Below are 23,773 nucleotides of genomic sequence, written 5' to 3'. Positions count from 1 at the left end.
AAGTGGAACACGTTTCAGTTATCCTTCCCGCATGGGTGATGCATCGCTGACGACCGAACTCGGCCGCGTTTTGGTCACCGGCGGCTCGGGCTTCGTCGGCGCCAACCTGGTGACCACCTTGCTCGACCGCGGGTACCGGGTGCGCTCCTTCGACCGCGCCCCGTCGCCGCTGCCGGAGCACCCCCGGCTGGAAGTCCTGGCGGGCGACATCACGGACGGGGCGGCCTGCGCCGAGGCCGTCGACGGCATCGACACCGTCTTTCACACCGCCGCCATCATCGAGCTGATGGGCGGGGCGTCGGTGAGCGCCGAGTACCGCCAGCGCAGCTTCGCCGTCAACGTCGGCGGAACGGAGAACCTCGTGCACGCCGGGCAGGCGGCCGGCGTCAAGCGGTTCGTCTACACCTCGTCCAACAGCGTGGTGATGGGCGGCCAGCACATCGCGGGCGGCGACGAAACCCTGCCCTACACCACCCGGTTCAACGACCTGTACACCGAGACCAAGGTGGTCGCCGAGCGGTTCGTGTTGTCCCAGAACGGCGTTGACGGCATGCTGACGTGCGCGATCCGGCCCAGCGGCATCTGGGGCCGCGGCGACCAGACGATGTTTCGCAGGATGTTCGAGAGCGTGATCGCCGGGCACGTCAAGGTGTTGATCGGCCGCAAGTCGGCCAAGCTGGACAACTCTTACGTGCACAACCTGATTCACGGTTTCATCCTGGCCGCCCAGCATCTGGTACCCGGCGGGACCGCGCCCGGTCAGGCGTATTTCATCAACGACGGCGAGCCGATCAACATGTTCGAGTTCGCGCGGCCGGTGATGGAGGCCTGCGGCGAGAACTGGCCGCGGATCCGGGTCAACGGACCGATTGTCCGCGCGGCGATGACCGGTTGGCAGCGCATGCATTTCCGGTTCGGGATACCGGCGCCGCTGCTGGAACCGCTGGCCGTCGAGCGGCTGTATCTGGACAACTACTACTCGATCGACAAGGCGCGGCGCGACCTCGGCTACGAGCCGCTGTTCACCACCGACAAGGCGCTGTCGGAGTGCCTGCCCTACTACGTGGAGCTGTTCAAGAAGATGAAAAGCCAAGCGCGGGCCGGCAAGGCGGCGGCCGCAGGCTAGCGGAAGCTCACCATCTCGCTGCCCCACGCGGCGCGGATTTGCGCGTCGACGTCGTGGGCGACGGTGTCGCGCCTGCCGATCAGCAGGCAGGAGCGGTCGGTCTGCTGGTAGGGCGGCCAGTCCGGCTCGCCGGGCGGGCCCGCGGGCTTGGCGTGCGCGGCGAAGTTAAGCCACCTGGTGCGCACCCGCTTCGAGACCGCCTTGGCGGTTCTGGCGCCGCCGAGCTTCAACGTCGGGTCCTTGGGTGCGCCGAGATTGCCCCACACGTAAGGCAATTCGGTGGCGTGGGCGGCGCCGACCAGCAGCACCTTGAGCAGCGGGGCGGCGTAGTCGAACCGGTAGAGGTACACCGGCGCCACGTGGGAGTGCCCCTCGGCCAGCCACACCGACGGCATCCGGAAGCCGACGTCGGTGGCGATGCTCAACGACCGCGCCCGGCGCCGCGATCGCGAATACGCCGACCCGATCTGCTCCTCGGTGGGCAGCTGCAGGTCGGGCTGCTCGGCGGCGATCTGGGTGAACATGGACGTCAGCGCGCGCGGGGTGATCGGCATCAACGGCGACCGCATCAACCTGAACAGCGCCGCCTCATGTCTGTTGGTGCCGATGATCAGCGGGACGGGGTGCGAGCGTCGCTGTTGCGCCACCTTGACCGGGTAGTCGGGCAGCAGGTCGCCGTCGACGATGGGGACGAACGCCAGCGTGCCCGGGTTGCGCACCGGCACTTCCTCGAAGACCCGCTGCGACGCCGCCAGGAGCGCGGGGATCGGCACGTCGACCAGCCGGTCGGCGTCCGACGGCGCCATCGCCAGCTTGTCGAGGAGGCTCGACGCGACGCGGCGGGCCCGGTCGCGGTCGTACACCGATGTGGCCGGCGAGCTTTGGGCGATCGCGGCGGCGAACAGGCCCTCGGCGGCCGGGCAGGCGAGCAGGGTGGTGACGATCCCCGCGCCCGCGGATTCCCCGAACAGCGTGACCCGCCGCGGATCTCCGCCGAACGCCGCGATGTTGTCGCGCACCCAGCCCAGCGCCGCCAACACGTCGTGCAGCCCGGCGTTGGAGTCGAAGCGGCGCCGTGCGGTGTTGAACGACGACAGGTCGAGAAAGCCCAGCGCGCCGAGCCGGTAGTTGACCGTTACCACCACGACGTCCCCGCCGCCGACGAGCCGGCGCCCGTCGTAGAGCGGCTGGCTGGCCGACCCCAGCACGTAGGCGCCGCCGTGCAGCCACACCATCACCGGTTTGTCGTCGCCGGGTTCGGTGTCCGAGGATGCCCAGACGTTCAGGGTCAGGCAGTCGTCGCCCTGCGGCGCGCCGAGATCCAGGGGCATGGTGGGAAAGGACGGTTGCGGGCAGGCCGGGCCGAACCCGGTGGCGTCGGCGACCTCGGTCCAGGGTCGCGGCGGCCGCGGCAACCGGAAGCGCAGCTCGCCGACGGGCGGCGCGGCGTAGCGAATGCCCTTCCACGCCTTGACGCGTCCCCCTTGCCAGGCCACGTCGGTGCCGCGGACCGGGCCGTAGCTGGTCTCGACGACCTGCTCGTCGATCGCCATGCGGCCCCTAATGCAGCCGCTCGGTGAGGAATTGGACCACCCGCTTGCGGGCCTCGTAGGCCGGCTGGCCGTCGACCTCGCGGACCTCCTCGGTCAGCACCGAGTGCGCCCCCTTGGCGAAGCCCCCCTGGTTGCCGGGGCTCGAGTCGATCTCGATGACCTCGAACGCGTCGCCGAGCCGCTTTTTCAGCGAGGCGAACCGCTCCCGCGGCGCGAGGTTGTCCTCGCTGAACCGCAGGCCGATGGCGCACAGCCCGTCGTTGGCGCAGCGGTCGGCGACGGTGGCCAGCTCGGCGTCGCTCAGGCCCGGGTTGGCGCGTCGCGCGCGGCCCAACGGCAGCGGAGCCGACGGCTGGCTGAGCACCGGGGCCAGCACGCTGTCGTCGACCGCGGCGGCCAGCGCGAAGCCGCCCGTGAAGCACTGGCCGATGACGCCGACGCCCCTGCCCGGCGTGGACGCGTTGAGGTCACGCGCCAGCGCCCGCAAAAACAACGACACCGGCCGCTGCTTGTTGGTGGCAAACGCGGCGAATTCCCTTGCCACGCAAGCCCTCGCGATGCTGGCCACCACGTAGGCGCCGGTCGCCGGCTTGCCCGGCGTGCCGAACAGCGACGGGATCGCGACGGTGAAGCCGTTGTCCACCAGGTGATTCCCCAGGCCCAGCACACCGGGATGGATGCCGGGAAGCTCCGGGATCAGCACCACCCCGGGCCCGGCGCCCTTGCGGTAGACGTCGTGGGTGTAGCCGCCGCCGGTGAACGGGGCCACCGTCCATCCGGACAGGTCTGCTTGGGGTGCGGTCACGCCATTCCCTCCTTCAGCGTGCGGGCAGGGGCGGCTGCGATTGCGTCGCCGACGCCAGCGTACGAAACTGATCGGCGCCGCCGGCGCCGGTGATCGCCACCTGGGTGGCCCCGGCCGGGCCGGCCAGCCGGGTGGTCCAGATCGGCTCGGCGTCCGCGCCACCGCCGCCGGCGCCGCGATAGACGACCCATTGGGTGCCGTCGACGTCGACGGCTCCGGTCGGATAGGCCGACGGATGGATCGAGGCGACCAGCTTGTCCTCGTCGGCGTTGCTCTGGGTGAGGCTCAGGTACATGCCGGTCGGGCTGATGTAGCCCACCGTCGAGGTGGCCGCGTTGAGCCGCTGACCGGTCGCGGGGTCGGTGCGGCCGTTCTGGATGCCGCCGCGGCCGCCGGAATTGGGCTGCCAGCCGGCGGGCAGGTGGGGCAGGCGGACCGGGAACCCCAGGGTCTGGGCGTCGGCCCGCAGGGCCCCCGCCGCGTCGTAGGACGGGACCGCGCCCTTGTTGGTCCCGCCGGGCTGAAACGAACACATCCCGACCAGCCCCGCCAGCACGATGCAGCCCACCACCAGCGGAATGAGGGACCAGAACATGTCCCGGCCGTCTTGTAGCAGCCGCGGCTTGGCGGGCTTGGGCGTCGGGACCGGCTCGCCTACCTCGGCGTTCGGCTGCGGCTCGTGGGTCATGTCCCGAGTATCCCAGTTCCAGCAGGCAGATCCGCTTCTGGGACAATCGGCAACCATGACAGCTGAGGGCGACCGCTCATCCGGACCCCGTTCGTCGTCGACGCGCCCGGGCCGCGAAGCCCCGGACCGCAACCTGGCCCTGGAGCTGGTCCGGGTCACCGAGGCCGGCGCCATGGCCGCGGGGCGCTGGGTGGGCCGCGGCGACAAGGAGGGCGGCGACGGCGCGGCCGTCGACGCGATGCGGGAGCTGGTCAACTCGGTGTCGATGCGCGGCGTGGTGGTCATCGGCGAGGGCGAGAAGGACAACGCGCCGATGCTCTACAACGGCGAGGAGGTCGGCAACGGCGACGGCCCGGAGTGCGACTTCGCCGTCGACCCCATCGACGGCACCACGCTGATGAGCAAGGGCATGCCGAACGCCATTTCGGTGCTGGCGGTGGCCGAGCGCGGCGCGATGTTCGACCCGTCGGCGGTGTTCTACATGAACAAGATCGCCGTCGGGCCCGAGGCCGCCCACGTCCTGGACATCACCGCACCGATCTCGGAGAACATCAAGGCCGTGGCCAAGGCGAAGAGCCTGTCGGTGCGCGACATGACGGTGTGCATCCTGGACCGGCCGCGCCACGCCCAGCTGATCGAGGACGTCCGCGCGACGGGGGCCCGCATCCGGCTGATCACCGACGGCGACGTCGCCGGCGCCATCTCGGCCTGCCGGTACCTGTCGGGCACCGACATGCTGGCCGGGATCGGCGGCACCCCGGAGGGCATCATCGCCGCGGCGGCGATCCGCTGCATGGGCGGCGCCATCCAGGCGCAGCTGGCCCCCAAGGACGACGAGGAGCGCCAGAAGGCCATCGACGCCGGCCACGACGTCGACCGGGTGCTGACCACCGAGGACCTGGTGTCCGGCGAGAACGTGTTCTTTTGCGCCACCGGCGTCACCAACGGCGACCTGCTCAAGGGGGTGCAGTACTACCCCGGCGGCTGCACCACCCAGTCGATCGTGATGCGGTCGAAGTCGGGCACGGTGCGCATGATCGAGGCCTACCATCGGCTCTCCAAGCTCAACGAGTATTCCGCCATCGACTTCACCGGCGACAGCTCCGCCGCCTATCCCCTGCCCTAGACCGACAACCACGCCTCACGACAAGGACTGCTGCTTATGGCCGATAGTGCCACCGATACCGAATACCGCATCGAGCACGACACCATGGGCGAGGTCCGGGTGCCGGCAAAGGCGTTGTGGCGCGCGCAAACCCAGCGCGCGGTCGAGAACTTTCCGATCTCCGGGCGCGGCCTGGAGCGCACCCAGATCCGCGCGCTGGGACTGCTGAAGGGCGCCTGCGCGCAGGTGAACAAGGACCTCGGGCTGCTGGCCCCGGAGAAGGCCGACGCGATCATCGCCGCGGCCGCCGAGATCGCCGACGGCCGCCACGACGACCAGTTCCCCATCGACGTGTTCCAAACCGGTTCGGGGACAAGCTCGAACATGAACACCAACGAGGTGATCGCCTCCATCGCGGCGGCCGGCGGTGTGACGGTGCATCCCAACGACGACGTCAACATGTCGCAGTCGTCCAACGACACCTTCCCCACCGCCACCCACATCGCGGCCACCGAGGCCGCGGTGCGCCACCTGATCCCGGCGCTGGAGGTCCTGCACGACGCCCTGGCCAGCAAGGCGCGCGAGTGGCGCAGCGTGGTCAAGTCGGGCCGCACGCACCTGATGGACGCCGTGCCGGTGACCCTGGGCCAGGAATTCAGCGGGTACGCCCGCCAGGTCGAGGCGGGCATCGAGCGCGTGCGCGCGACGCTGCCACGGCTGGGTGAGCTGGCGATCGGCGGGACCGCGGTGGGCACCGGCCTCAACGCGCCCGAGGGCTTCGGCGCCAAGGTGGTCGAGACGCTGGTCGCCTCCACCGGCCTGAGCGAATTGCGCACGGCCACCAACTCCTTCGAGGCGCAGGCCGCGCGCGACGGGCTGGTCGAGGCGTCCGGGGCGCTGCGCACCATCGCGGTGTCGCTGACCAAGATCGCCAACGACGTCCGCTGGATGGGCTCGGGCCCGCTGACCGGCCTGGCCGAGATCCAGCTGCCCGACCTGCAGCCGGGCAGCTCGATCATGCCAGGCAAGGTGAATCCCGTTCTGCCGGAGGCGGTTACGCAGGTCGCCGCTCAGGTGATCGGCAACGACGCCGCGATCGCCTGGGGCGGCGCCAACGGCGCCTTCGAGCTCAACGTCTACATCCCGATGATGGCCCGCAACATCCTGGAGTCCTTCAAGCTGCTGACCAACGTCTCCAGGCTATTCGCGGAGCGCTGCATCGTCGGCCTGAAGGCCAACGTCGAGCACCTGCGCGAGCTGGCCGAGTCGTCGCCATCGATCGTGACGCCGCTGAACTCGGCCATCGGTTACGAGGAGGCCGCCGCGGTGGCCAAGCAGGCGCTCAAGGAGCGCAAGACGATTCGCCAGACCGTCATCGACCGGGGCCTAATCAGCGACAAGCTGTCGCTAGAGGAGCTGGACCGCCGACTGGACGTGCTGGCGATGGCCCGCGTACACGACGAGGCGAAACCGGAGGACTAGATGACGGTGGTTCAGCGATGACGGCTCCCCCCGACGGTCCGTACGGTCAGGATCCCTACGGCACGAATCCGTATGGGCAGGGCCCATATTGGGGCGGCCCGCCCCAGGGCGGTCCGCCACCCGGCGGGCAGCCACCCGGTAGCGGCTACCCGTACCCGCCGCCGGGCGGCCCGTACGGCCCCCCGCCGGGCGGCGCGAATCCCTATGCGCCGGGCGGCTATCCGCCGCCCGGCCAGCCATACCCCCCGCAGGGCCAACCGGTGCCCCCCGGGTGGCCGGGCGGGCCGTACCCGCCCGGGCCGCCGCCGGGCGGCCCCCGCTCCAAGGCGCCGTGGCTGATCCTGGCCGGCCTGGCGGTGCTCGGCGTCATCGTGCTGGTGGTGATCGTGGTGATCGGCCTCAGCGGCGGGAACAAGTCGAACAAGGCCGGCCCCTCGCCATCGACGAGCGCGCCGACGTCGAGCTCGCAGCCGAACAATTCCCAGCAGACGGCGACCGGTTGCACGCCCAACGTGTCCGGCGGGGAGAAGCCCACCGGTGACACGATCAGCGCGGGCAAGCTGTCGTTCCCGGCCAGCGCAACCCCGGGGTGGCAAGGCTTTTCGGACGACCAGAGCCCCAACCTGATCGGCGCCGTCGGCGTCGGAACCGAAGTGCCCCCGCCCGCCACCCAGTGGATGATGCAGGCCGAGGTCGCGGTGACCAACTTCGTCTCCAGCATGGACGTCGGCGCCCAGGCGTCGAAGTTGATGGAATGCGTGGCCAACGGCCCCGGCTACGCGAACGCCACGCCCACGCTGGGCCCGACGAAGACGTCGTCGCTCACGGTCGACGGGGTCAAGGCCGCCCGGGTGGACGCCGACATCACGATCGCCGACCCCGCCCGCAACGTCAAGGGCGACTCCGTGGTCATCATCGCGGTCAACACCAAGCCGGTCACCGTCTTCATGGGCGCGACGCCCATCGGCGACGCCGGCTCGGCGGGCATCATCAACAAGGTCATCGGGGCGCTGAAGGTCAGCAAGTAGCCGGGTCCGCCGGCGCCGAGACGTGGGTGGCTTCCGAGCGCCCGCGCAGCACGGTCGAATAGCATTCGGCCCAGTGCGCGCGCTCGGCGTCGTCGGCCCGGTCGACGGCGGCCGCCGAACACAGAATCCGCCGGTCGGCGGTCTTGGCGAGGTCCGCCAGCCGCGCGGCCTCGTTGACGGCGTCGCCGATCACCGTGTACTCGTACCGGTTTTCGGCGCCGACGTTGCCGGCGAACACTCGGCCGGCCGAGACGCCGATACCGAAATCGACGGGCAGCCTGCGCAGTTGGATGCCCAACGCGCGCGCGGTCGCCAGCGCCGCGGATGCCGGTTCGCCGGTGCGCAACGGCGCCCCGAAGACGGCCAGCACCGCGTCGCCGGCGAATTTGTTGATCAGCCCGTGGTTTTCGTCGACGGCGGCGACGACTATGCGGAAAAAGTCGTTGAGCACCTCGGCAACCTGTTGCGGCGGGCGGCTTTCCGCGAGCCGGGTCGAACCCACCAAGTCGATGAACAGGACCGCCGCCTCGACCACGTCGCCGGACAGCGACGCACCCTCTTGGATGGCGCGCTGGGCGACGCCGGTCCCCACGTGGCGTCCGAACAGGTCGCGCAGCCGGTCCCGCTCGGCCAGCCCGGCAACCATCCGGTTGAATCCCGTTTGCAGGCGCCCGATTTGGGAGCGTTCGTAGGCGCCGACGTAGGTCCCGATGCGGCCGTGTTCGACCTCGGCCATCGCGTCGACGACCTCGCAGAGCGGATCGGAGATGGAGCGCGACGTGAGGATCATCGTGGGCATCCCCAGCAGCAGCGCCGCCAGCGACACCACCAGAACCGGCACGTCGAGCGACGCGGACCGCTGGATCAGCCAGCCGTGCGGGCGGAGCACGACGAGGGTCGCGATCACCCCGATGGGAAGCGCGCTGCACAGCACCCACAGCATGACCAGCCGGGCGAACACGCCCGGCACCGTCAACCGTGGCTCCTGCCCCAGCGTGGCGGCGCCCATGATCGGGCGCAGGGTGCGTTGGGCGAGCAGCATCCCGCCGCCGGCGGCGGCCAGGCCGCCGAACACGATGCCGAGCAGGATCGGCAGCAGCAGCTTCGCCCCGCCGGCCAGGTTGATCAGCACGAAGATCGCGCCGACCACACCCGAGGCCAGTAGCAAAATCGCCGTCTGGCGGCCGGGGATCTTCATCGCCGCCTCGCGCTGTTCCGCGGTCGGCTCGTCGCCGGCCACATACCAGCGCAGCGTCGGGGCCAGACTCACCACGCCGCCCGTCGCGACGGCCGCCGTGCCCAGCGTGATCAGGACCGCCATCACCGGCGTGTTCTTCTCGGCGAAGTGGGCGTTTTGCGCCACGGACGTCAATCCCCGTAACGGGATCAAGATCGCCGCCGCGTCGAACACACCGATCAGGTAGGCCAGCGCGAGGGCGACCGCGTATTCGGTCGCGAACCGGCGGGCCGACTTTCGTTGCCTCGCCGCCGGGCTGATCACCTTCTAAAAATAACCGCGCGGGTGTCCGACGTCGTGTTACGCCCCGTTGTTCGGGCCGCCCGAGTTCTGCCCCGGGATGTCGGTGATCGGGAAGTTGGGCATCGGCTTGGGCGAGGGCGTGTTGGGCAACGCCGGGATATCGCCGGGCGGGATGTCGTGCAGCTGGTTGGCGGGCGGGCCGTTGTCGCGGCCGCCGTAGCTGCTCCCGGGGGCCCGCGGCCCGAGCAGTTCGCTGACGGTCACCAGGCGGTAGCCGTTGGCCTTGAGCACCGGGATGAACTGGTACACCAGGTCGACGGTGCTCGAGTAGGTGTCATGGAACAGCACCACCGACCCCGGCTTGATGTAGGTCATCAGCATGTACCGCGTCGCGGCCGTGTTGGAGTCGTTGATCCAATCGAAAGGGATTACATCCCAAAGGATTTCGGCTAGACCGAGCTTACCCGCGGTCTGGCGCACCGCGTCGTTGGACAGCCCGCCGGCCGGCCGCCACAGCGACGGCGCCTTGCCGGTCGCGGTGGCGATCGCGTCGTTGGCCTTAAACAGCTGGCCTTCGACGTCCTCGGGCGGGATCGTCGTCATGTTCGGGTGTTCCCAGGTGTGGTTGCCGTATTCCATGCCGGCCTCGGCGATGCGCCTGGCGCCCGCCGGGTTGGCGGCGACCTTGTTGCCGATCAGGAAGAAGGTCGCCTTGGCGTCGGCGTCCTTCAAGATGCGCAGCAGCCGGTCGGTGTAGGGTCCCGGGCCGTCGTCGAAGGTCAGCGCGACGCATTTGACCACCGAGCAGCTCAGGTTGTCGGCCCGCGTGACGTGACCGGTCAGCGCGCCGATCACCAGCACGGCGGCGGCCGCGACGACGCCGAAAACGGTCCGCCAGTAGCGCCAGGCCTGGCTGTCGGGTCGTTTCGGCACGCTGGCAGCCTACCGAAGGGCCCGTTCAGCGCGGACCGGCGATTTCCTCCAGCATCTCGGTGACCAGCGCGGCGATCGGGGACCGCTCGCTGCGCAGCAGCGTGATGTGGGCGAACAGCGGATGACCCTTGAGCTTCTCGATCACCGCCGCGACCCCGTCGTGGCGCCCCACGCGCAGGTTGTCGCGCTGGGCGATGTCGTGGGTGAGCACCACCCGCGACCCGGCGCCCAGCCTGGACAACACGGTGAGCAGCACGTTGCGCTCCAGCGACTGCGCCTCGTCGACGATCACGAACGAATCGTGCAGCGAGCGGCCGCGGATGTGGGTCAGCGGCAACACCTCGAGCATGCCTCGGGAGAGCACCTCCTCGAGCACCGCCGGGCTGGCCAGCCCCTCGAGCGTGTCGAAGACCGCCTGGGCCCAGGGGCCCATCTTTTCGCTCTCGCTGCCCGGCAGGTACCCCAGCTCCTGGCCGCCGACGGCGTACAGCGGTCGAAACACCACCACCTTGCGGTGGGTGCGCCGTTCCAGCACCGCCTCGAGCCCCGCGCACAGCGCCAGCGCCGACTTGCCGGTGCCGGCCTTGCCACCCAGCGACACGATGCCCACCGACTCGTCGAGCAGCAGGTCGAGGGCGACCCGCTGCTCGGCCGAACGCCCCCGCAGCCCGAAGACCTCGCGGTCGCCGCGCACCAGCTGGACCCGCTTGGCGGGCGTGACCCGGCCCAGCGCGTGCGAGCTGCCGCCGAGCAGCCGAACCCCGGTGTGGCAGGGCAGGTCTCGCGCCTCGACGAGGTCGATCTCACCCTCGGTGAACAGCGCGTCGATGTCCTCGGCGGCGGTCTCGATCTCGTGCATCCCCGACCAGCCGGAGGCCACGACGTCCTGCGCGTGGTATTCGTCGGCGGGCAGGCCCACCGCGGCGGCCTTCACCCGCAGCGGAATGTCCTTGCTGACCAACGTGACTCGCCTGCCCTCGGCGGCGAGGTTGGCCGCGCAGCTCAGGATGCGCGAGTCGTTGCTGTCGGTGCGAAACCCGGCGGGCAGCACCGTCGGATCGGTGTGATTGAGTTCGACGTGCAGCGTGCCGCCTTGTGTCCCAACGGGAATCGGCTGATCCAGCCGTCCGTGCTCGAGCCGAAGATCATCGAACAGGCGCAACGCCTGCCGGGCGAACCAGCCCAATTCGTGGTGGTGGCGTTTGGCCTCCAACTCGCTGATCACCACCAGCGGAACCACCACCTCGTGTTCGGCGAACCGACTGCACGCCCACGGGTCGGACAGCAGCACGGAGGTGTCGAGCACATAGGTTTTCCGCGGGGTCCGGGATTCGGTCACAAAGCGCTCCTCGAGCGGGTAAGCCCGCGCGGACCCGCACAGGCATGTCGGCGGGAGCCGCAGCACCAGGACCGGGGCCGGTCCTGCCTAGAACCACCTGAGTGGTGACGGAGGTGCCGCCCTGGCAGCTGAACATGTCGCTGACCATCGGGAACGACGCTACTCTCGTCGCCGCTCGCCCGCCGCGCAGGCGCGCCGAGACCGGCACGGCGGCACCGAATACGGCGGCCGGCCGGGCGCGAGCGCGTTACGAGTCGCCTAACCGAGGACGAACTGCTTGAGCGCGGGCTCGTCGGCCACGCCCCATGCGACGATGCGGTCCGAGATGGCCTGCCGCAGGTCTTCGGGACCGAAGATGCCCGCGTCGGCCACGTTTTGCACCTTGTCGGCGTAGGCGTCGATGTCGGCGCCGACGACCCGCAGGTCGCCCGCCCGCGCGGCGATCGCGGCGATCGTTTCGTCGCGGGTGTACTCGAGGCAGTGCGCGACGAGCTTGGCGAAGATCTCCTCGTGGCGTTCCTCGTCGCGGGCGATGCGGTCGATGAGCCCGGCCAGGATCGGCTCCTCGAGTCGGGCGGCCAGGTGGCGGCAGAACACGGCTTGGGTGCGCTCGGTGAACGCCATGTACACCAGCGTCTCGACCTGCGAGTAGGTGTCGGCGCGGTAGCCCTTCATCACGTGCTGGACGCGCGCCTCTTCGTTGGCCACGGGGTCGACCTCGCGGGTCACGACCAGGTACTCGCGCAGCGCGATGGCGTGCAGGTGCTCCTCGGCGGTCCAGCGGCCCAGCCAGCGTCCCCACCACTCCTCGAGGATGAAGTGCTCCACGAGCTCGCGGTGGTGTCCGGCCAGGTTGTCCTTGAGCAGCAGCAGGATCTCGCAGGCGTCGGTGAAGGCGCGCGGCAGCGAGGCCTGGGACGGGTCCCAGTCCCGTCCGCCCAGGAAGGCGAAGTTCTCGCCGCGGTCGAAGGGCACGTAGTCGTGCGCGTACCACAACTCCTCGGTGTTGAGGTGGTGGTCCATGAGCTGCTCGATGACCGGCTCGAGTTCGAGCGTCAGTGCGTTAGGAACAGGTTTCTGTGCCATGAAGTAACTGTAACCCGCGTACACAGATGCTGTGAAATCGCCGGGCGTGTCTAGGCCAAATGCTGACTTTGGTTCCCGGCCGGGCCACCGCTAGCGGTCGACCAGGGTCCAGCTCTCCAGCCCCTCGTACAGCGGGAAGTCCCGGGCCAGCCGGGTGACCCGCTGCCGCAGCGCGCCCACGTCGGCCGAGGTGCCCGCGGCCAGCGCGGTGGCGATGATGTCGGCGACCTCGGTGAACTCCTCGTCGCCGAAGCCGCGCGTCGCCAGCGCCGGGGTGCCCACCCGCAGGCCCGACGTCACCATCGGGGGCCGCGGGTCGTTGGGGACGGCGTTGCGGTTGACGGTGATGCCGATCTCGTGCAGCAGGTCCTCGGCGGCCTTGCCGTCCAGCGGCGACTCGCGCAGGTCGACGAGCACCAGGTGCACGTCGGTGCCGCCGCTGACCACCGACACGCCGGCTTGGCGGACGTCGGCGGCCAGCAGCCGCTCGGCGACGATGCGCGCCCCGGACAGCGTGCGCTGCTGACGGTCGGCGAATTCCGGGGTGGTGGCGATCTTGAGCGCGACCGCCTTGCCGGCGATCACGTGCATCAGCGGGCCGCCCTGCTGGCCGGGGAACACCGCGGAGTTGATGGCCTTGGCGTACTCCTGCTTGCCCAGGATCATCCCGGAACGGGCGCCGCCGAGCGTCTTGTGCACGGTCGTGGAGACCACGTCGGCGTGCGGCACCGGCGAGGGGTGCAGCCCGACGGCCACCAGCCCGGCGAAGTGGGCCATGTCCACCCACAGCTTGGCGTCGACCTCGTCGGCGATCGACCGGAACGCGGCGAAGTCGAGGATGCGCGGGTAGGCGGACCAGCCGGCGATGATCACCTTGGGCCGGAACTCGAGCGCCTTGGCCCGCACCGCATCCATGTCGACCAGGTGCGTCGTGGGGTCGACGCCGTAGAAGCCGGCGTCGTAGAGCTTGCCGGAGAAGTTGAGCTTCATGCCGTGAGTCAGGTGGCCGCCGTTGGCGAGGTCCAGGCCCAGCAGGCGCTCCCCCGGGGTCATCAGCGCGTGCAACACCGCGGCGTTGGCCTGGGCGCCCGAATGCGGCTGGACGTTGGCGAAGTCGGCGCCGAACAGCGCCTTGGCCCGGTCGCGGGCGATGTTCTCCACGACGTCGACGTACTCGCAGCCGCCGTAATAGCGCCGGCCGGGCAGGCCCTCGGCGTACTTGTTGGTCAGGACGCTGCCCTGGGCCTGCAGCACCGAGCGCGGCACGAAGTTCTCCGACGCGATCATCTCGAGGGTGTCGCGCTGCCGGTGCAGTTCCTTGTCCAGCAGCTCGGCGATGTCGGGGTCGACCTCCGCGAGCGGGGCGGACATCACGGATTCGGCGGTGCGGGCGTCCGGTGCAGCAGTCACGCAGGCCAGTCTATCCAGCGCGCCTTTTACCCGGCCCAGCCGTCGGGCGCGCATCCGCCCCTGCAACACTGGGCACATGCCGCGGCTTAGCGAGCCGAGTCCGTACGTCGAGTTCGACCGGAAGCAATGGCGTGCCCTGCGCATGTCGACTCCGCTGGCCCTCACCGAAGAGGAACTGGTCGGCCTGCGCGGCCTGGGTGAGCAGATCGACCTGCAGGAGGTCGAAGAGGTATACCTGCCCCTGGCCCGGCTGATCCACCTTCAGGTCGCCGCCCGCCAGCGGCTTTTCGCCGCCACCGCGGAATTCCTCGGCGAACCGCAGCAAACTCCCGACCGGCCGGTGCCGTTCGTGATCGGCGTGGCCGGCAGCGTGGCGGTGGGCAAGTCCACGACCGCGCGCGTGCTGCAGGCGCTGCTGGCACGCTGGGACCACCACCCCCGGGTGGACCTGGTGACCACCGACGGATTCCTATACCCCAATGCCGAGCTGGATCGGCGAAACCTGATGCACCGCAAGGGTTTCCCGGAGAGCTACAACCGCCGGGCGCTGCTGCGGTTCGTGACGTCGGTCAAGTCCGGTTCGGATTACGCGTGCGCGCCGGTGTATTCGCACTTGAAATACGACATCATCCCGGGGGCCAAGCACGTCGTCCGCCACCCCGACATCTTGATCCTCGAGGGACTCAACGTCTTGCAGACCGGTCCCACCCTGATGGTGTCGGACCTCTTCGACTTCTCGCTCTACGTCGACGCCCGCATCGAGGACATCGAGCAGTGGTACGTATCGCGGTTCCTGTCGCTGCGCAGCACCGCGTTCGCCGACCCCGAGTCGCACTTCCACCACTATTCGGCCCTCAACGACACCAAGGCGGTCGCCGCCGCGCGCGAAATCTGGCGATCGATCAACCGGCCCAACCTGGTCGAGAACATCCTGCCGACCCGGCCGCGGGCCACGCTGGTGCTGCGCAAGGACGCCGACCACTCCATCAACCGGCTGCGCCTGCGCAAGCTGTAGGTGCGGCTGGCGGGGCCCCGCCGCCGGGGCCCCGCTGGGCGGTTGGCTACGCCGCGAGGCGGCGCACTCCCAGGTACTGCAACCCTGCGAACGCGGCGGTGTAGATACCGGTGGCCAACGTCGCGGCGACCCCGATCGAGGTCATCGGCACCGCTTCGGCGGCCAGGATCGCGGCCAGCGTGTAGACGATGTTGGCCGCGACGACGCCGATGCCGGCCCGACGCAGGTTCGGCGTCGCCGCCAGGCTGAACACCGCCAGGCCGTAGAGCACAAAAAACGCGCCCAGGGCGTATTCCTGACCCGACGCCAGGCCGGTCATCGACGAAATCGGGTCGGCGAAAAAGGCGACGGCCAAACCGCACAATCCGGTCAGCGTGGCGTCGGCGCGCATCGCGAAACGCAGCAGCGAATCGGTCGAGTCGTAGAGGGGTGGGGTGCGGACACCAGGTGCATTCGAAATGGATGCCATGTCATTACTCCTCGGCGAATGGGGAAGGGTCGAACAGGTTTGAGCGTGCCGCCGAAGCACTGCCATATCGACTCGTGGCACTGCCAGCTACTGCCACGAGAACAATGACCAGGCTCGTTGTGCGGCTATTCCCGGATCCCGCGGCAATCCCCGGACAAAATCGCGGTTGTGGGCCCGCCGGGACGCTCGGGCGCGCGGTGGGGGCGCGCCCGCGGCTATTCGCTGGGGACCGGGACCCGCCCGCGCAGGTCGGCGGCGATGAGCCGGGCCGCGGCGTTCTGCCAGTTGTGCAGCGAGCGCTGCGGAACCTCGGTGACCAGCCACTGCCACGCCTGCCGCGCGGTGGGATCCAGCCCGGCGGCCGTGGCGTTCTGCGCGTAGGCGCGCACCCCGACGACATAGGGAAAGTACAGCGAGTTGTAGTACCGCCACTGCTCGGTGGTGCCGAAGTCGCCGCCGTCGCGGGGCTTGAGCCGCGCGATCCCGTCGGCGAGGACGGCCTTGAGCTCGTTGGCCCGCTCCACCGGGTGATCGGGCGCACCCCGCGCGGCCAGCCGCTCGTCGATCACCGGCAACGCGGTCAGCGGGCTGGCGACCAGCTTGGTCAGGTCGCCGTAGTGGCCGAGCGCCCGCCGGGTCAGCCGGGCGAAGGTCTCGTCGTCGACGCCCTGGATGTCCCGCCGCGGGTCCTCCGAGCGCAGCGGCAAGGCCGCCCCGGTGTGCCGCAACGCGGCCCGGTCCGCCCGCAGGGCGGGCGACTTCCAGAACGCCAGCCGGTCCAGCAACCCGGCCAGCGGGTCGGCCAGCACCTGGACGGTGATGGCGATCGCCAGGGTCGTGAACAGCAGCACGGTCAGCACGGCCTGCGCGGTGGGCTCGTGCCGCGTCAGCGCCAGACCGATCAGCGCCTGGCCGCCGAACAGCAGCGCCACCGCCGAGCAGCCGGCGAACGAGCGCAGCATGTCCGCGCGCAGCGCCTGGCCCTCGTCGAACGCGTCCCACAGCGCCACCGCCACGCCCAGCATCAGGACGTCGAAACCGGTGGACGCCAACGCCAGCCAGCTCGGCACCAGGCCCAACGGAATGATCAGGATCGCGTTGGCCAGCGCGAAGAACAGCGTGGCGACGACCACGACGCCGGCAACGGGCACCGGCTGGTCGGCCCGCCGTATCGCGAAGACCATCGCGGCCAGCGTGGACACCGAGATCACCGCCATCATCAGCACATGCCCCGGCCGCAGCGGCCCTTCGACGCTGCCCGCGATCACGGCGCCGGCCAAGGTGAGCGCGGCGACGCCGACGATGAGCAGCACCTCGCGGCTGCGCGCCCGCCAACTGTCACGCGGCGCGGACAGTTCGACGAGGACCGCGAACCACGCGACGCTGGGCACGGCGGCCAGATAGATCTCCAGCCGGCCCAGCGCTGCGGCGTGCGGGCTGCCGCCGGTGCGCACCGCGTCCAGCGCCACCACCAGCGCGAAGCCGCACAGCCCGATCGCCGCCAGCGCAAGCACCGGCTTTCGGGGATCGCGGGCCAGCAGGTACAACCCCAGCCACCCGCTCAGCGTGAAAACCACCGCCGACAGCGCAGCCATGCATCCAGTTTGGCACGGGTTACTTGCCGTAGCGGCGATGCCGCTGGCTGTAATCGCGCAGCGCGCGCAGGAAGTCGACGCGGCGGAACGCGGGCCAGTGCGCCTCGGTGAACCACATCTCCGAGTAGGCGCTCTGCCACAGCAAGAACCCGGACAGCCGCTGCTCCCCCGACGTGCGGATCACCAGGTCGGGGTCGGGTTGCCCCGAGGTGTAGAGGTTTTCGGAGATGCCGTCGACGGTCACCGCGTCGATGAGCTCCTCGGCGGTCGCCCCGTTGGCCAGCTCCTTGCTCAACAGCGCGCGCACCGCGTCGACGATCTCGCGGCGCCCGCCGTAGCCGACGGCGACGTTGACGTGGAACGGCGCGACGGCCGGCGTGGACTCCACCGCGTCGCGCAGCCGGCGGGCCGGTTCCTCCCCGATCAGCGCGAGATCGCCGACGGTGCGCACGCTCCAGCGGTTGGCCGGCGCGCAGATTTCCTCGACCACGTCGGTGATGATCTCGATCAGCCCGGCCAGCTCGTCGGGGTCGCGCTGCAGATTCTCAGTCGACAACAGGTACACCGTCGTCATCTCGATGCCGGCCTCCTGGCACCAGCGCAGCATCTCGGCGATCTTGGCCGCACCCATCCGGTAGCCGTAGCTCACGTCGTCGTACCCGGCGTTGCGCGCCCACCGCCTGTTGCCGTCGCACAGGACCGCGATGTGGCGGGGAAGCTCCGATTTGGAGGCCGCCAGACCCTGCCTGAGCCGCAGCTCGTAGACGCGGTACAACGGCTCTTTGAGCCGCGGCGGAATGATCTCCACGAGGCTCCACCCTACTGTGAGCGGGACCGATTTCCGGCGCGGATCGCAGGCAATATCAGCGCACGCCGACGCCGCCGGGTGACGATTTCCTATTACTGTGGTTGAAAGCACCCCTGGCAATTTTCTGACCTGCACGACGAGGCAACAGGAGACATGAGCAGCCAGACCGGCACGCCCGCAAAGCGGGAGCCCGAATCGCAGGCGATCACGCCGGGCAACACCGTCGAACAGCTCGCCGAAGGTGTTGCCCACGTTCTGGAAAAGCCCCGCATGCGCGGCTGGATCCACTTCTACTCCGCGTGGCTTGCGATCGTCTGCGGCGCCAGCCTGGTGTCGGTGTCATGGGCGGTGGCCTCGACCCGCGCCGGGCTCACCACCTTCGCCTACGCCCTGGCCACGGTGGCGATGTTCGCCGTCAGCGCCACCTACCACCGGGTGAACTGGAAGTCGGACAGCGCCCGCAAGCGGATGAAGCGGCTCGATCATTCGATGATCTTCGTGTTCATTGCGGGCAGCTACACGCCGTTCGCGATGCTGGCGATGCCGCCCCACGACGGGCGATTGGTGCTGTGCATCGTGTGGGGCGGCGCGCTGGCGGGCATCGTGCTGAAACTGTGCTGGCCCTCGGCGCCGCGCTGGGTGGGCGTGCCGCTGTACCTGCTGCTGGGCTGGGTGGCGGTCTGGTATGCCCCCACGATCATCCACGTCGCCGGGGTGGCCGCCATGGTGCTGCTGGCCGTCGGCGGGGTGCTGTACAGCATCGGCGGTTTGCTCTACGGCCTGCGCTGGCCCGACCCGTGGCCGAAGACGTTCGGCTATCACGAGTTTTTCCACGCCTTCACCGCGATCGCGGCGATCCTGCACTACATCGCGATGTGGCTGGCCGTGTTCTACGTCGGCCACCCGGCATGACCGCCGCGGTGTCGGCGGGCTACACCTGCCTGACGTCGGCCGCCGACCAGTAGGCCTTCATCGCGGCGACCTTGCCGTGGGCGTCGAAGACCAGCACGTCGATCGGCTCGATCACCATCCGGTGCTCGCCGGCGGTCACGGTCAACCGGAACTGGAACGCCGCCTCGTTGCCGGCCACCCGCAGCGACACCAGCTCGCATTCGCGCTGCACGTCGCTGACCGCCGAGTAGAACCGGCGGATCGCCTTGTGACCGATGTGCACCTCGCCGCCGACCGGGTCCTCGACGGTCGCGTCGTCGGCGTACAGCTCCACGAGCTCGTCGACGCTGCCCTTGGCCACCAGCTCGATGTAACGGTTGACGGTGTCGGTGATCGCTTGCACCCTGTCGGCGTTCGGCATGGGCGCAGGGTAGCCGCCGGGCTAGCCGCCCGAAACACCCAGAGCGGCCGCCAGTTCGGCGGCCCGGGACACCGGTAGGTCGCACACCCGGCCGCGGCACACGTAGGCCGCGTCGGCGCCGTCCAGTCGGTCCCGGCCCGCCAGCAGCGCCGACGACCCCGTCTCGCCGCCCACCACGATCGCCCCGCCCGGGGCCAGCCGCCGGGCCTCGGCCAGCAACGCCGACCGCGCCGGGTCGCAGACGACCGCGATCTGCAGCGGCCCCCGGACGGCGGCCTCGGCGACGGCCAGCCAGTGCCCGGCCGACCGCGGCGCGCGTTCCAGCAGCACCGAATGCGCGTCAAGGGCATCGGAGGCCGCCTGCAGGTACGCCTCCGCGCGTCCGCCGTCGACCAGGTGCGCGGCGGTCAGCAGCGCCTCGGTGATCGACGACGCGCCCGAGGGGGTCGCGCCGTCCAGCGGGTCGGCGGGCCGCAGCACCAGTTGCTCGGCGTCGTCGGCGGTGTCGAACCAGCGGCCGGGGCGCTGCGGGTCGGGGAAGTGGCGCAGCGCGCTGTCCAGCAGCTCGGTGGCCGCGGCCAGCCAGGGCCCGTCGGGGCTCAGCTGGTACAGCGCGAGCAGCCCGGTGGCCAGCATCGCGTAGTCCTCGAGGATGGCCGCGCTGTCGCCGACCACGCCGCCGAGGCTGGCGCGCCGCAGCCGCCCGTCGACCACATGCAGGCGCAGCAGCGACGAAGCGCAGCGCCGCGCCGCCTCGCCCAGCTGCGGGTCCTGCAGGGCCACACTCGCCTCGGCCAGCGCGGTGATCGCCAGCCCGTTCCAGGAGGTGACCACCTTGTCGTCGCGCCCGGGCTGGGGGCGGGTGAGCCGGGCGGCCAGCAGCGCGGTCCGCACCCGCTCGAATCGTTGCGGATCGTCGGGGTCGGCGCGCAGCTGCAGCACCGAGCTGCCGCGCTCGAACGTGCCGGTCGGGGTGACCGCGAAAAGCTCTGCGGCCCAACGCCCGTCGTCGACACCGAGCACCTCGGTCAGCTGCTCGGGCGTCCAGACATAGGTCAGGCCCTCGCGGCCGGCGGCGTCGGCGTCCAGCGACGAGATGAACATCCCGCCCTCGACCAGCTCGTCGAGCAGGAAACCCGCGGTCTGCGCGGCGACCCGGCGCGCCAGCGGATCCCCGGTGCGCCGGGCCCAGTGCGCATACACGCGCAGCAGCAACGCGTTGTCGTAGAGCATCTTCTCGAAATGCGGTACCACCCAAGCGTTGTCGACGCTGTAGCGGGCGAAGCCGCCGGCAAGCTGGTCATAGATACCGCCGCGGGCCATCGCCGCGCCGGTGCGCGCCACCGCATCCAGCGCCGCCGGCGACCCGGTGCGCTCGTATTCGCGCAGCAGCGCCTCCAGCAGCGCCGACGGCGGAAACTTGGGCGCACCACCGAACCCGCCGTGCACGGTGTCCTGGTCGCGCAGGATTACCGCGACGGCGTGGTCGCACAACGCCGGCTCGACGTGCGGGCCGCCGCCGGGCAGCCCTCCAGCCAGGTCGCGCAGCTCGGCGGCGATCCGGTCCGACGCCTCCTCGACCTCGCCGCGCCGGTCGCGCCAGGTGGCCGAGACGGCCGAAAGAAGCTGCAGGAAATTGTCTTTCGGGTAGTAGGTGCCGCAGAAGAAGGGCCGGCCGTCGGGCGTCAGAAAGCACGTCATGGGCCAGCCGCCGTGGCCGGTGAGCGCGACGGTGGCGTTCATGTAGACCGCGTCGATGTCGGGCCGCTCCTCGCGGTCGACCTTGATGCACACAAAGCCGGCGTTCATCGCGGCGGCCACGTCGTCGTCCTCGAACGATTCGTGGGCCATCACGTGACACCAGTGGCAGGCCGCGTAGCCGATCGACAGCAGGATCGGCACGTCCCGCGCGGCGGCCTCGGCCAGCGCCTGCGGCGTCCACTGCTGCCAATGCACCGGGTTGTCGGCGTGCTGGCGCAGATACGGGCTGGTGGCCAGCCCGAGGGTATTCGCTGCGGCGCGCTCAGCCGGGCTCATCGCGGCGTCCCGGCGGGTCGGGGTTCTCGCCGACCGTGTCGGTGCCCTCGTCGGCGGCCTGATCCGGCTCGGGGTGCTCGGGGTCGAACGTCTTGGGAACCTTCCTCAGCTGCCGGTTCATCGACCGCAGTAGGAACAACGTGGCGATCACCAGCAGCACGACCACCAGCAGCCCCACCGGGCTGGCCTTGCCGAAGTCCGGGCCCTGATTGTGGGGCCCGTCGGCGATCAGCCGGAGCAGGTAATGGTTCACTCGTCGTCCTCGATGCCGGCGAACAGGTCGTCCTCGGGCAGTTTGACCGGAATGCGGGAGCGGGCCAGCTCGAATTCCTCGGTCGGCCAGAGCCGCTGCTGCCATTCGATCGGGGCGGCGAAGAACTCCGCGTTCGGGTCGATCTGGGTGGCGTGCGCGCGCAACGCGTCGTCGCGCTGGCTGAAGTACGCCGAGCACTCCACGCGCGTGGTCACCCTGGATTCGAACGGGTCGTGCTCGGGATCCCAATGCTTAAGCCACTTTTGGAACGGGCCCTCTTGGCCGCGCTTGACGAATTCGTCGTGCAGCAGCTGCATGCGGGCCCGCAGAAAGCCATGCACGTAGTACAGCTTGGACACCGTCCACGGCTCGCCGGCGTCCGGGAAGCGCGCGTAGTCACCCGCGGCCTCGAAGGCGCCGACCGAAACCTGGTGGCAGCGAATGTGATCCGGATGCGGGTAGCCGCCGTTCTCGTCGTAGGTGGTCATCACGTGCGGACGGAACTCGCGCACCGCGCGCACCAGCGCCTCGACCGACACCTCCAGCGGCACCAGCGCGAAGCAGCCCTCGGGCAGCGGTGGCGGCGGGTCCCCCTTGGGCAGACCCGAGTCGACGAACCCCAGCCAGGTGTGCTCGACGCCGAGGATCTCCGCCGCCTTGGCCATCTCGTCGCGGCGGATCTCGGCCATGTGCTCCAGCACGTCGGGCAGGTCCATCGCGGGGTTGAGAATCTCGCCGCGCTCCCCGCCGGTCAACGTCACCACCAGGACCCGATGACCCTCGGCGGCGTAGCGGGCCAGCGTCGCCGCACCCTTGCTGGACTCGTCGTCCGGGTGGGCGTGCACCGCCATCAACCGCAGCTTGCTCACGTTCCCCTCGTCGTTTCCCTGGTCTTAGCTGAAGAGCTAGAAGCGACCCTATAATTCCAGTTTCGATGGTTGCATCCTGTCGGGCCGGCATCCGGCAGCCCATAGACCAGGCATACCCAGGCATGAGCGAAACTCCCCTTCCGCGCCCCGAGGCCCGCTACGGGCGCTCGCGGCTGTCGCGCGTCTCACGGCGGCGCGTGGCGTTCGGCCTGACGGTGCTGGCCGTTCTCGCCGGCGTGGTGGTGGCCGTCGTCGGCTACCGACGCCTCGGCACCAGCGAGGTCGCGGGCTCGCTGGCGGGTTACCGGGTGATCGACGGGGAGACGGCGTCCGTAACGATCAGCGTGACGCGATCCGACGCGTCGCGGCCGGTCGACTGCATCGTGCGGGTGCGCGCCAAGGACGGCACCGAAACGGGCCGGCGCGAAGTCCTGGTCCCGCCGTCCGACCAGAAAACCGTGCAGGTGACGACCACGGTGAAGTCCAGCAAGGCGCCGGTGATGGCCGACATTTACGGCTGCGGCACCGACGTGCCCGGATACCTGCGCCCCGCCTGATCAGGGGGAGGCGAACTGCGAATATGGCGTCATCAACTGTTCGCGCGGTGGTAACATGGGTGAATGCACGGTTCCTGGTGGGACCGTGTATTGCTGCATTAGAGGCCGCGGGCAGAACGGAGCAGCGTAGGCGGGGCGTGACCCCGGACACTCCCTGCGGCGGGGTTTTTAGGCTTGCGCGAATGGCGCCGAACGACAATACGAGGAGCACGACGAGATGACGGATACCCAGGTGACCTGGTTGACCCAGGAGTCACATGACCGACTCAAGGCCGAGCTCGATCAGCTGATCGCGAATCGTCCGATCATCGCCGCGGAAATCAACGACCGCCGCGAGGAGGGCGACCTGCGCGAGAACGGCGGGTACCACGCCGCGCGCGAAGAGCAGGGCCAGCAGGAGGCGCGCATCCGCCAGCTGCAGGACCTGCTCAACAACGCCAAGGTCGGCGAGGCGCCCAAGCAGTCGGGCGTCGCGCTGCCCGGCTCGGTGGTCAAGGTCTACTACAACGGCGACAAGTCCGACACCGAGACCTTCCTGATCGCGACCCGCCAGGAGGGCCTTAACGACGGCAAGCTCGAGGTGTACTCGCCGAACTCGCCGCTGGGCGGCGCCCTGATCGACGCCAAGGTGGGCGAGACCCGCACCTACACGGTGCCCAACGGCAACACCGTCGAGGTCACGCTGGTCAGCGCGGAGCCCTACCACTCCTGAGGATTCTCGGCCGCCCGGGCGAGGCGTCGCTAGGTGTACCCGGCCATAACGTTGGTTACAGGCGGCTGATGGGTGGTAGGCCGCTGAGTGCGCTGTGGCGGCGTTGAGTGT

23 protein-coding genes are annotated in these 23,773 nt (G+C 69.9%); 8 read left to right on the top strand and 15 right to left on the bottom strand.

Annotated features, from left to right (window positions below):
* The first annotated feature begins 31 nt into the window (after positions 1-31).
* The gene (locus AWC19_RS08495) at positions 32-1,126 is read left to right on the top strand and encodes a 3-beta-hydroxysteroid dehydrogenase (RefSeq protein ID WP_085077620.1); all 1,095 of its coding nucleotides are present in this window, start codon (positions 32-34) and stop codon (positions 1,124-1,126) included.
* On the opposite strand, the gene AWC19_RS08490 is transcribed toward AWC19_RS08495, so the two are convergent.
* The 3 genes from AWC19_RS08490 to AWC19_RS08480 are packed head-to-tail and all read right to left on the bottom strand — an operon-like array spanning position 1,123 to position 4,172.
* Positions 1,123-2,679 carry a carboxylesterase/lipase family protein gene (locus AWC19_RS08490; protein ID WP_085077619.1) on the bottom strand — a complete coding sequence of 519 codons (1,557 nt, stop codon included), beginning with the start codon at positions 2,677-2,679 and terminating at the stop codon, positions 1,123-1,125. The genes AWC19_RS08495 and AWC19_RS08490 overlap by 4 nt on opposite strands.
* A 7-nt stretch (positions 2,680-2,686) precedes the next feature.
* Positions 2,687-3,484, bottom strand: a complete 798-nt coding sequence (locus AWC19_RS08485) for a dienelactone hydrolase family protein (protein WP_085077618.1) — start codon at positions 3,482-3,484, stop codon at positions 2,687-2,689.
* Positions 3,485-3,497: 13 nt separating this feature from the next.
* Positions 3,498-4,172, bottom strand: coding sequence for a DUF4245 domain-containing protein (locus tag AWC19_RS08480; RefSeq protein WP_211284882.1), 675 nt, complete (start codon positions 4,170-4,172; stop codon positions 3,498-3,500).
* A gap of 55 nt (positions 4,173-4,227) precedes the next feature.
* Here AWC19_RS08480 and glpX point away from each other — a divergent pair, with 55 nt between their 5' ends.
* The 3 genes from glpX to AWC19_RS08465 are packed head-to-tail and all read left to right on the top strand — an operon-like array spanning position 4,228 to position 7,787.
* Entirely contained in the window at positions 4,228-5,298 is a 1,071-nt protein-coding gene (glpX, locus tag AWC19_RS08475; RefSeq protein WP_085077616.1) for a class II fructose-bisphosphatase, read from the top strand.
* A 36-nt stretch (positions 5,299-5,334) separates the two neighbouring features.
* Entirely contained in the window at positions 5,335-6,759 is a 1,425-nt protein-coding gene (locus AWC19_RS08470; RefSeq protein ID WP_085077615.1) for a class II fumarate hydratase, read from the top strand.
* 17 nt (positions 6,760-6,776) lie between these two features.
* Complete coding sequence (locus tag AWC19_RS08465; protein ID WP_085077614.1) at positions 6,777-7,787, top strand: hypothetical protein; 1,011 nt, start codon at positions 6,777-6,779, stop codon at positions 7,785-7,787.
* Here the strand turns inward: AWC19_RS08465 and AWC19_RS08460 are convergent.
* The 5 genes from AWC19_RS08460 to glyA form a co-directional block, all read right to left on the bottom strand.
* Complete coding sequence (locus AWC19_RS08460; protein WP_245848838.1) at positions 7,777-9,216, bottom strand: adenylate/guanylate cyclase domain-containing protein; 1,440 nt, start codon at positions 9,214-9,216, stop codon at positions 7,777-7,779. The two genes, AWC19_RS08465 and AWC19_RS08460, sit on opposite strands and share 11 nt — an antisense overlap.
* 108 nt (positions 9,217-9,324) lie before the next feature.
* Complete coding sequence (locus tag AWC19_RS08455; RefSeq protein ID WP_085077613.1) at positions 9,325-10,200, bottom strand: polysaccharide deacetylase family protein; 876 nt, start codon at positions 10,198-10,200, stop codon at positions 9,325-9,327.
* A gap of 25 nt (positions 10,201-10,225) precedes the next feature.
* Positions 10,226-11,539 (bottom strand): RNA 5'-3' helicase PhoH2, encoded by a 1,314-nt coding sequence (phoH2, locus tag AWC19_RS08450; protein ID WP_085077628.1) that lies wholly within the window; start codon positions 11,537-11,539, stop codon positions 10,226-10,228.
* Positions 11,540-11,797: 258 nt separating this feature from the next.
* A complete protein-coding gene (locus tag AWC19_RS08445) occupies positions 11,798-12,625 on the bottom strand; it encodes an acyl-ACP desaturase (RefSeq protein WP_085077627.1) in 828 nt (275 codons plus the stop codon).
* 90 nt (positions 12,626-12,715) lie between these two features.
* Entirely contained in the window at positions 12,716-13,996 is a 1,281-nt protein-coding gene (gene glyA, locus AWC19_RS08440; RefSeq protein WP_085077612.1) for a serine hydroxymethyltransferase, read from the bottom strand.
* Between the two features lie 115 nt (positions 13,997-14,111).
* Between glyA and coaA the strand changes: the two genes are divergently transcribed.
* On the top strand, positions 14,112-15,050 hold the full coding sequence (gene coaA, locus AWC19_RS08435; protein ID WP_085077611.1) for a type I pantothenate kinase: 939 nt from the start codon (positions 14,112-14,114) through the stop codon (positions 15,048-15,050).
* Between the two features lie 46 nt (positions 15,051-15,096).
* Here the strand turns inward: coaA and AWC19_RS08430 are convergent, their stop codons facing one another.
* The 3 genes from AWC19_RS08430 to AWC19_RS08420 all read right to left on the bottom strand — a co-directional run bounded on the left by AWC19_RS08430 (position 15,097) and on the right by AWC19_RS08420 (position 17,922).
* Positions 15,097-15,519 (bottom strand): hypothetical protein, encoded by a 423-nt coding sequence (locus AWC19_RS08430; RefSeq protein WP_085077610.1) that lies wholly within the window; start codon positions 15,517-15,519, stop codon positions 15,097-15,099.
* 215 nt (positions 15,520-15,734) lie between these two features.
* Positions 15,735-17,114, bottom strand: coding sequence for a hypothetical protein (locus AWC19_RS08425; protein WP_085077609.1), 1,380 nt, complete (start codon positions 17,112-17,114; stop codon positions 15,735-15,737).
* Between the two features lie 19 nt (positions 17,115-17,133).
* A complete protein-coding gene (locus tag AWC19_RS08420; protein WP_085077608.1) occupies positions 17,134-17,922 on the bottom strand; it encodes a (2Z,6E)-farnesyl diphosphate synthase in 789 nt (262 codons plus the stop codon).
* 153 nt (positions 17,923-18,075) lie between these two features.
* Here AWC19_RS08420 and trhA point away from each other — a divergent pair, with 153 nt between their 5' ends.
* On the top strand, positions 18,076-18,834 hold the full coding sequence (gene trhA / locus AWC19_RS08415; protein ID WP_085077607.1) for a PAQR family membrane homeostasis protein TrhA: 759 nt from the start codon (positions 18,076-18,078) through the stop codon (positions 18,832-18,834).
* A 19-nt stretch (positions 18,835-18,853) separates the two neighbouring features.
* Here the strand turns inward: trhA and AWC19_RS08410 are convergent, their stop codons facing one another.
* Genes AWC19_RS08410 through mca form a run of 4 tightly spaced genes read right to left on the bottom strand, consistent with a single transcriptional unit; the run spans position 18,854 to position 22,393 of the window.
* Positions 18,854-19,234, bottom strand: a complete 381-nt coding sequence (locus AWC19_RS08410; RefSeq protein ID WP_085077606.1) for a nuclear transport factor 2 family protein — start codon at positions 19,232-19,234, stop codon at positions 18,854-18,856.
* A gap of 21 nt (positions 19,235-19,255) precedes the next feature.
* The gene (locus tag AWC19_RS08405; protein ID WP_085077605.1) at positions 19,256-21,271 is read right to left on the bottom strand and encodes a thioredoxin domain-containing protein; all 2,016 of its coding nucleotides are present in this window, start codon (positions 21,269-21,271) and stop codon (positions 19,256-19,258) included.
* The gene (locus AWC19_RS08400; RefSeq protein WP_085077604.1) at positions 21,258-21,524 is read right to left on the bottom strand and encodes a hypothetical protein; all 267 of its coding nucleotides are present in this window, start codon (positions 21,522-21,524) and stop codon (positions 21,258-21,260) included. Before AWC19_RS08400 ends, AWC19_RS08405 begins: the two co-directional genes overlap by 14 nt.
* Complete coding sequence (gene mca / locus AWC19_RS08395; protein WP_085077603.1) at positions 21,521-22,393, bottom strand: mycothiol conjugate amidase Mca; 873 nt, start codon at positions 22,391-22,393, stop codon at positions 21,521-21,523. Before mca ends, AWC19_RS08400 begins: the two co-directional genes overlap by 4 nt.
* Positions 22,394-22,515: 122 nt before the next feature.
* Between mca and AWC19_RS08390 the strand changes: the two genes are divergently transcribed.
* Positions 22,516-22,950, top strand: a complete 435-nt coding sequence (locus AWC19_RS08390; RefSeq protein WP_085077602.1) for a DUF4307 domain-containing protein — start codon at positions 22,516-22,518, stop codon at positions 22,948-22,950.
* A 217-nt stretch (positions 22,951-23,167) separates the two neighbouring features.
* Entirely contained in the window at positions 23,168-23,662 is a 495-nt protein-coding gene (gene greA / locus AWC19_RS08385; RefSeq protein ID WP_085077601.1) for a transcription elongation factor GreA, read from the top strand.
* Positions 23,663-23,773: the final 111 nt, after the last annotated feature.

The organism is Mycobacterium palustre (assembly GCF_002101785.1).
Lineage (GTDB): Bacteria > Actinomycetota > Actinomycetes > Mycobacteriales > Mycobacteriaceae > Mycobacterium > Mycobacterium palustre.
The sequence above is the reverse complement of the archived record's forward strand: the minus strand, read 5'-3'. Positions and strand labels throughout refer to the sequence as shown.